The following is an 8069-nucleotide window of genomic DNA, read 5'->3' as shown; positions in this document are numbered from 1 at the left end:
GCGTGGGCACGGCCTCGGCCAACATGTTCCGCCTGACGGGGGGCTCTGTGGGCACCTCGATCTTCGGGGCGATCTTCAACCACGGGCTGACAACCGAGGTGCAGCCCCTGCTGCCCCGGGTCGAGCGCGCCTCGGACATCACCACCACGCTGATCGCCTCGCTGGACCCGGCGCTGCACGGTGAGGTGGTGCTGGGCTTCACCCATGCGCTGCAACCGCTCTTCGTGGTCGGTGCGGGGGCGGCGGTGCTGGCCTGCCTCGCCTCGCTCTGCCTGAAGGAAAAACCGCTCGAGGGCGCGCCATCGGCCCCCGCCCGGGCCGATCCGGCCCCACAGGTTGCCCCGGCAGAGTGAGCCGGACGCCGCTGCGCCGAAAACAAGAACGCGCCCCCGGGGGCGCGTTTTTCCTTGTCGGCAAGCAGGTTCTCAGCCCGGTTGTGTCACGATCAGCGCGCCGCGTTCGGTCGCCACGACGGTATGTTCGTATTGCACCACCGGCGCGGGCGGATCGGAGTAGAGCGTCCAGCCATCTTCGCCCTGGTCGGCCCAGGTGCCGCCCATCGACAGGAAGGGTTCGATGGTGAAGACCAGCCCCTTCTCGATCCGGCGGCGGTCGTTGCGGGTGGGCCAGGTGGCGATTTCCTGCGGGTACTCGTGCAGCGAGGCGCCGACCCCGTGGCTGGCCAGGTTGCGGATCAGCGTGTAGCCGCGCGCCTCGGCGAAGCGGCCGATGGCATTGCCGATCCCGGCAAGGGGCTTGCCCGCGGCCACCTGGTTGATGCCGATCTGCATGGCGCGCTTGCCGTCCTTGCACAGGCGGTCAAGCTGCGGCTTCACCGGCCCGACGCGGAAGGTGGCGCCGGTGTCGGCGAAATACCCGTCCTTCGAGGCCGAAACGTCGATGTTCACCAGGTCGCCTTCGCGGATCACCCGGTTGCCGGGGATGCCATGGGCGATCTCCTCGTTGACGCTGATGCAGGTGGCACCGGGGAAGTCGTAGGTCGACTGCGGGGCCGAGATCGCGCCCTCGGCCTCGAGCATCCCGGCACCGAGGCGGTCCAGTTCGGCGGTGGTCATGCCCGGCTCGACCGCGCGGCCCATGGCTTGCAGCACGTTGGCGCAGATCCGGCCGATCTCGCGCAGCGCGGCCAGTTCCTCTTCCTGGGTGATGGTCATCGGGCGTCCTTCCTCTGTCCTGCCGGCACCCTAGTCGAGGCCGGGGCGGGACACTAGCGGGTGATCTTCTCGTCCCGGACGAACATGTTGGCCCAGGCGCGGTCGATCAATTCGGGGCTCATCTGGTTGGGAATGCCCTCGAACTGGCAGATCGAGATCATCTGGTCGATCAGGAACACCGGCTGGTAGTTGGCGAAGACATTGCCGATGGTCGGGTACTTGTTCTTCAGCAGGTGGCGCAGGGCCTTTTCCGACAGCGGCATCTTCTTCTTCTTCGCCACCAGGGCGAAGATCTTCAGGAAGTTCTCCTGGCTGGGGCCGTCGATCTTGATCTTGTAGAAGATCCGCCGCAGCGCCGCCTGGTCGAAGATCTCGTTCGGGTGGAAGTTGGTCGAGAAGATCACCAGCGTGTCGAAGGGCACCTCGAACTTCTCGCCCGATTGCAGGGCGAGGATGTCCTTGTTTTCCTCAAGCGGGACGATCCAGCGGTTGATCAGCGCCTGCGGCGGTTCGGCCTGGCGGCCAAGGTCGTCGACGATGAAGACACCGCCCGAGGCCTTCAGTTGCAGGGGGGCCTGGTAGGTGCGCGCAACGGGGTTGTACTTCAGGTCCAGCATGTCCAGTGACAGCTCGCCGCCGGTGATCACCGTCGGCCGCTCGCAGCAGACATAGCGGGTATCGTAGCGGTTGGCGGCACGGCGCAGCTGGGTAGGATCGTCCTCCTGCTCTTCGGCGAGGGAATGCACGATCGGGTCAAAGACGGTGATCACCTGGCCCGAGTATTCTACCGCGCGCGGCACGTAGATGCGATCCCCCAGGGCGTCGCGGATGCCGTTCGAGATCGAGGACTTGCCGTTGCCCGGGGGCCCGTACATCAGGATCGAGCGCCCGGACGAGATCGCTGGACCGAGGTTGCCGATCAGGTCCGGCGGCAGGATCAGGTGGCCCATGGCCTGCTCTAGCCCCGCGCGGGTCAGCTGGATGTCGCGCACCGACTGCCGCGCGACCTGCTGGCGGTAGACCTCCAGCGGTACGGGCATCGGCCCGAAATATTCGGACTGGGCCAGCGCATCCAGTGCCCGGGCGCGGCCATTGTCGGTCAGTTGATAGCCCATCTCGCCGGAAGAGCCGGCGGACATGTTGCCGGTCGCCTCCAGCAGCAGCTGATCGCGGCACAGGTCGACCAGTTCCTGGGTGACGGCGACGGGCAGGCAGACGGCGCGGGCCAGCTCGGTCACCGTTTCGGTATTCTTGCGGAAGATCGTCTTGATGAGGATGTCGCGCATCATCACCACGGGCAGCCGCATCTCCTGCAGGGTGCGGGGGGCAGGGGGCGCCTGGACGCCGCTCTGGGGCTGCATGTTCATGCTGAACCTCGTCTCATTCGTCTTATGCGCGAACGTATTCGCTAAACCCTGTCCCGTCAGTCAGAAAAGCGGTGCAATGGCAAAATCACCGCCCTAGAGTGCGGCAAAAATCGTGAGGGACGGATGAACAGGACGGAGACGGACAGGTTCCTGGCCATTGTGATCGGCTTTCTGACGCTGCAGGCGGTGCTGATCGCCGTGCGGAGCGGCATCCGCTTCGGCTTCCACGAGGTCGACATGATGCACCTCGCCAGCCTTGTCATGCTGTCGGTGAAGGGCCATGTCGCCCACCTGGACTTCTCGACCCCGATCGGAGAGTGGAGCTTTGCGCCCATTGCGCTGTTGGTCCGGGCCGGCATGGGGCTGGGCGCGGCGATGATGTGGTCGCAATGGGCGCTGGCGCTGCTGATCGCCCCGGCCGTGGTCTGGATCTGCTGGAGCCGTTTCACCTTCTGGCCCGCCGTCTCGGTGGCGCTGGTGGTGCTGATCCTGCCGGTGGCGCTTGTCTACGGCACGACCGAGATCTTCCTGTCGCTGTCGATGCACTACAACCGCTGGGCCTGGGCGCTGGCCTTCCTGCTAGTGCCGGTGGCGCTGTTCCCGCCATCCCAGGGGCGCGCGGGGGACTGGGCGGATGCGGCGGTGCTGGGCCTGCCCATGGCGGCGCTGGTGATGATGAAGCTGACCTATGCCCTGGCGCTGACCCCGGCCTGCATCCTGGGGTTGCTGCTGACCGGGCGTGGACGGGTGCTTCTGCGGGCCGTCCTGCTGGCGGTGGCGGTACTGGCGCTGGTGACGCTCTGGCATGGGGTCGGCTACTGGCTGGCTTACCTCGAGGACCTGCGCGCGGTCATGGCCTCGGATATTCGCAGCCGGCCCGGTGTCAGCTTTGCACGAGTCCTGCTGTCGCCCGCCTACACTCTGGGCACCTTGGCGGCCTTCGCCTCGGTGCTGCTGCTGCGCGCCACCCCGGGGCGGGGCGCCAGCGGGCTGACGCTGCTGCTGCTCCTGCCGGGCTTCGCCTATATCGCCTATCAGAACTACGGCAATGACCCGATGTGGCTGGCGATCCTGGGTGTCACCCTGCTGGGCCTGCCGGGCCCCGAGGCCGACCCCGACCGCGAGCGGATCCTGCGCAGTATCGGTGGGGGCATGCTGTTGCTGATCGGGCCCGTTCTGCTGAACATGGGCTACAGCCCCCTGCGCCATGCCCTGCAGCCGCCCGAGCCCTACTTCCAGGTCCTGCCCGGCCACCCGGATTTCACCGCTCTGGAACGGCGTTCGGTCGCGGTGGCGGTCAAGCGCGCCTGGGAGGGCAGCCCGACCGATGAAGTCACGGCCCATGGCGCGCCCCTGCTGACCGAATTTGCCGGCGCCCCGCTGCCGGACTGCGCGCTGGACAACGGCATCCTGCCCTACTTCCGCGCCATGTCCGACATGATGGAGAAGAGCACGGCCCTGGACGGGCGGATGCCCTTCGTGGCCGACAGCTTCTCTCCGCACTGGCTGTTCCTCGGGTGGGATCCCCTTCCGGGCGGCACGCCCTGGTACTACTCGGGTCTGCCGGGGTACGAGAACGCCTCTCACCTGATGGTGCCGCGCTGCGTGGCCAACACCAAGGTGCGTACCCTGGTCCTGTCGCAGGTCGATCCGGCCGCGCTGACACTGGTCGAGGAAAACGCGCTCTACAAGCTCTACGAGATCGCGCGCTGAGCGCTCAGGAGAGGATGGCCAGCAGCAGGTAGCCCGCCAGGGTGGCCCCGAGGGGAAAGCCCATGGGGAACTTGCGCTGCTGTTCCCAGCTTTGCCAGTGCGGCACGAGGCGGCGCAGGGGCGTGGCGCGGGCCAGCCGGTGCGTGGCGAAAGAGGCCAGCAGCACGGCGCAGAACAGCAGCAGCAGGCCCTGCAGGTCGGCGGGCTCGAGGAAGGGCGCGGCGGCGGCGATGAACTTGGCATCGCCCGCCCCCATCAGGCCGGCGGCATTGACCAGCACCCCGGCCAGCAGCACGGCCACCAGCGTGACGAGGCGCCAGCCGTAGACATCCAGCGGATAGAGGAAGGGCCCGAGCAGCAGGAAGACCGCGGCAAGGGCAACGACGGCGCGGTTCGAAATCCGCATTGCCGAAAGGTCGGTCCAGGCCACATGGGCACAGATCGGCAGCACGAAGGGCGCGAAGATCAGGGCCGTGCGGGCCGGCAGCGCGACATCCGGCAGCAGCGCCAAGGACATCGCCTCAGGCGCCCTCGAGCGCGCGCAGCGAGCGGACGGCCTCTTCGAAGTGCTGGGGGTGGGTCTCGATGGCTTCGCGCAGCAGCGACTTGCCGGTCTCGACATCGCCCTGTTTCACCGCGGCCAGGGCCAGCGTCTGCAGCAGTTGGGCGCGTTCGATCTGGCTCATCTGCATGACGGGCAGGGTGTACTTGCGCTGCGCGCCCCGGGCCAGGACCATGTTGTTCTTGGCGGTGAACAGGGTCGGGTCCTGCAGGATCGCCTCGGCGAACAGCGCTTCGGCCTCGGAGAAGTCCCCCCGGGTCAGCTTGGAATAGCCCCAGTTGTTCAACACGCCCGAAGGCTTGGTGGTCAGCCCGGCAGCGATCTCGTAAAAGCTGTCAGCCTTGTCCCATTCGCGATTGCTGTCGGCTACCATGGCTTCGAGGCGATAGCGTTTGTAGGTCTCGAAGGTCGGCGGGATGGTGTCCAGCATCTGGTCCGCGCCTTGCCAGTCGCCGGAGCGGATCATCGCATCCGCGTAGTCGACGCGGTCCTCGTTGGTGGCAGCGGGGCTTTCGGCCACGGCCCGCCAGACCGGCAGGGCCTCGGCAGGACGCTTGGCGCGGATCAGCGAGGTGGCCAGTCCGCGTTTCAGCTCGAGGTTCTCGGGGTTCTCTGCCGAGGTGCGGCTGAAGTAGGTGACGGCCTCTTCCGGGTCGCCCACGGTCAGCATGATGTCCGAGAGGTTGCTTTCCTCGATCACGTTGACGTTCTGGAAGGCCCGTTCGACTTCCTTGTCCGACTTGTCGGCGCAGGCCGACAGCGCCATCAGGGCGACAAGCGACAGGCTAAGCCCGCGAAAGCCGCGGGCGGGCTGGGCATGGAAGGGGTGGCGCATCACGGCGTCCTTTGCACTGCTCGTCCTCAGCCAGGGTCCGTGGTGCGGATCTTGTAGACGCTCTGCCCGCTGCGCACGACCTGGAACTCTTGTTCTTGGCCGTCATCATACGGTCTTTCACCCAGCATGGCGAGTGCCAAGCGCAGATTTGCCCGGATTGCGTCCGAGCCGCCATTGTCCAGCGCATAGGCACGACGCAGGATCGCAGCGCCCTCCGCCACCTCGCCCTTGCCGACGAGCACCAGGCCGAGGTTGTTCCAGACCTCGGGCGGGGTGTCGGGGGCGCGGGCGGCAAGCCGCAACTGCTCTTCCGCCTGGCCGAGACGCCCGAGTTGCAGGTTGGCGGTGCCGATGCCGGCATAGATCTCGGGGGTGAGACCATGCACCAGGGCGGCGCGGGTATAGGCGTCGATCGCCAGTTCGTATTCACCGGCCGCCAGCAGCCGGTCGCCGACCACCAGGCCGTCGACGGCCTCGCCCCGGGGATCCAGCCCCGGCGCATAGGGAGAGGACAGGTCAGGCTGGGACGGGGGGCTGCCGCAGCCCGTCAGGACCAGCAGAGGCAGCGCCAGAACCGGAAGGAAGAGGATCAGCGGAAGCGGACGTCGTGCCATGGGGGCCTTTTGCTGTCACACGTCCGCCCCGGGCGCGGGACCGGCACGCGAGATTACTGCCCGAGGGCCTGGATGTTCACGATGGAGGGGCCGACCAGAATGATCAAGAGCGGCGGCACGCAGAGACCCATGGTGGCCAGGGTCATCTTGGTCGGCAGCTTGTTTGCGGCCTCTTCGGCCCGCATCACCCGCTTGTCGCGCATCTCGGAGGCATAGACCCGCAGCGCATCGGCGATCGAGGTGCCGAAGGTCGCCGACTGGATCAGCACCGTCACGAAGGACGAGATATCCATCACGCCGCAGCGCTCGGCCATGTCCGAGAAGACCGCCGCCTTGTCCTTGCCGGCCTTGATCTCGTAGCTGACCATCTCGAATTCATCGGCCAGGTGCTCGTAGGAGGCGCGCAGCTCCTTGGCGACGCGGATGATGGCCTGGTCCAGGGACTGCCCGGCCTCGACGCAGACCAGAAGCATGTCCAGTGCATCGGGGAAGCCTTCCTCGATCTGCTTCTTGCGCTCTTCGAGCCGCTTGGTCACCCAGTACTTGGGCAGGTAGTAGCCAGCGCCGCCCGGGCCGAGGATGTACATCAGCGTCTTCTGGGTGTCGGGGTCGGTCTGGGCGATGAACAGGAAGAAGTAGATCGTCCCCGCCAGAAGGCCCAGCAGACCCAGGGCGAACTGGGCGAAGTAGAAGTAGCGCACCGCGTCCTTGCTGCGGTAGCCCGCCTGCAGAAGCTTCAGCTTGATCGCCGAGTATTCCTCTTCGTTCTGCGGTTCCAGGAAGGTCGAATAGCGCTCGAGCCGCTCGTTGGCCTGCTTGGCGCGCAGTACCTCGCGCGACTTGGCGCCGGTCTTGCCGCGCTGCTCGTTGTTGGCCTTCAGCTTCTCCAGCGGGTCGTCCTCGCGCTTGAGGACGAAGGGGATGGTGAGCAGGATCAGGAACAGCCCGAGACCGCCCACGATGTAGAGCGGACCGGCCGGGCCGAACTTGTCGGTGATGATCTGCAGCAGTTCCTGCATCGGTTGTCTCCTCTTGCGCCGGGGGCGGCGCGGTCGCTCAGACCTGGATGTTCACCATGCGCCGCATCACGATGATGTTGGCCACAAGGAAGACGGCCACCGCGATGCAGCAGGGAATGAAGTAGGGGTGATCGAGCACCCCGTCATAGTAGCCGGGGTCGGACATCAGGATGCCGACCAGGGCCATCAGCGGGAAGCCCGACAGGAACTTGCCCGACCATTGCGCCTCGGCGGTGATCGCCTTGACGCGGCGGAACAGCTTGAAGCGGGCGCGGATCACGGTGGCCAGGCCTGCCAGCACCTCGGCCAGGTTGCCCCCCGATTGCTGCTGGATGGTCACGGCCACGGCGAGGAAGCGCAGATCCTGCAGGCCGATCCGCTCGGCCATGTCCTTCAGCGCCTCGCCCATGTCGCGGCCGTAGGCGGCTTCGTCGGCGACGATGCCGAATTCGGTCGCCAGCGGGTCCTGAACCTCCTTGGCGACAATGCCGATGGCCGAGCTGAACGGGTGACCCACCCGCAGCGAGCGCACCATCAGCTCGACCGCGTCGGGCAGCTGTTCCTCGATCATGCCGATGCGTTTCTTGGCCTTGCTGTTGACCCACATGTAGACCGCGCCGATCCCCATCACGACCGAGACCGCCGCCCGGATCGCGAGGCCGGTATCGGTGGCAATGGTCAGGCCGACGAAGGCGACCACGGCGAGGCCGGCCATGATCCCCATCAGCTGCGGCGGCGAGAAGGCGATGGCCGCCTTCTGTGCCCGCTCGGCCAGCAACGAGTA

8 protein-coding genes and 1 pseudogene are annotated in these 8069 nt (G+C 66.8%); 2 read left to right on the top strand and 7 right to left on the bottom strand.

Annotated features, from left to right (window positions below; translation table 11 throughout):
- Nucleotides 1–353, top strand: a pseudogene (locus OS124_RS27445) (hypothetical protein); the annotation flags it as partial.
- 72 nt (nt 354–425) lie between these two features.
- Here the strand turns inward: OS124_RS27445 and map are convergent.
- Nucleotides 426–1175, bottom strand: a complete 750-nt coding sequence (gene map, locus OS124_RS0111570; protein ID WP_010139791.1) for a type I methionyl aminopeptidase — start codon at nt 1173–1175, stop codon at nt 426–428.
- Between the two features lie 53 nt (nt 1176–1228).
- On the bottom strand, nt 1229–2542 hold the full coding sequence (locus OS124_RS0111565) for an ATPase (protein WP_010139790.1): 1314 nt from the start codon (nt 2540–2542) through the stop codon (nt 1229–1231).
- A gap of 123 nt (nt 2543–2665) precedes the next feature.
- On the opposite strand from OS124_RS0111565, the gene OS124_RS0111560 reads away from it, so the two are divergent.
- On the top strand, nt 2666–4255 hold the full coding sequence (locus tag OS124_RS0111560; protein ID WP_010139789.1) for a hypothetical protein: 1590 nt from the start codon (nt 2666–2668) through the stop codon (nt 4253–4255).
- A gap of 4 nt (nt 4256–4259) precedes the next feature.
- Here the strand turns inward: OS124_RS0111560 and OS124_RS0111555 are convergent, their stop codons facing one another.
- From OS124_RS0111555 to OS124_RS0111535, 5 genes are all read right to left on the bottom strand, one after another.
- Nucleotides 4260–4772, bottom strand: coding sequence for a prepilin peptidase (locus tag OS124_RS0111555; RefSeq protein WP_010139788.1), 513 nt, complete (start codon nt 4770–4772; stop codon nt 4260–4262).
- 4 nt (nt 4773–4776) lie between these two features.
- Complete coding sequence (locus OS124_RS0111550; protein WP_010139786.1) at nt 4777–5652, bottom strand: tetratricopeptide repeat protein; 876 nt, start codon at nt 5650–5652, stop codon at nt 4777–4779.
- A gap of 26 nt (nt 5653–5678) precedes the next feature.
- Nucleotides 5679–6266, bottom strand: coding sequence for a tetratricopeptide repeat protein (locus tag OS124_RS0111545; protein ID WP_010139785.1), 588 nt, complete (start codon nt 6264–6266; stop codon nt 5679–5681).
- 53 nt (nt 6267–6319) lie between these two features.
- On the bottom strand, nt 6320–7285 hold the full coding sequence (locus OS124_RS0111540) for a type II secretion system F family protein (protein WP_010139784.1): 966 nt from the start codon (nt 7283–7285) through the stop codon (nt 6320–6322).
- Nucleotides 7286–7322: 37 nt separating this feature from the next.
- A partial coding sequence (locus OS124_RS0111535) for a type II secretion system F family protein (RefSeq protein WP_010139783.1) occupies nt 7323–8069 on the bottom strand: 747 nt, incomplete at its 5' end.

It is taken from the genome of Oceanicola sp. S124 (genome assembly GCF_000220565.1).
Classification (GTDB): Bacteria; Pseudomonadota; Alphaproteobacteria; order Rhodobacterales; family Rhodobacteraceae; genus Pseudooceanicola.
Note: the sequence above shows the minus strand (reverse complement) of the source record. Positions and strands in the feature narration are given on the sequence as shown.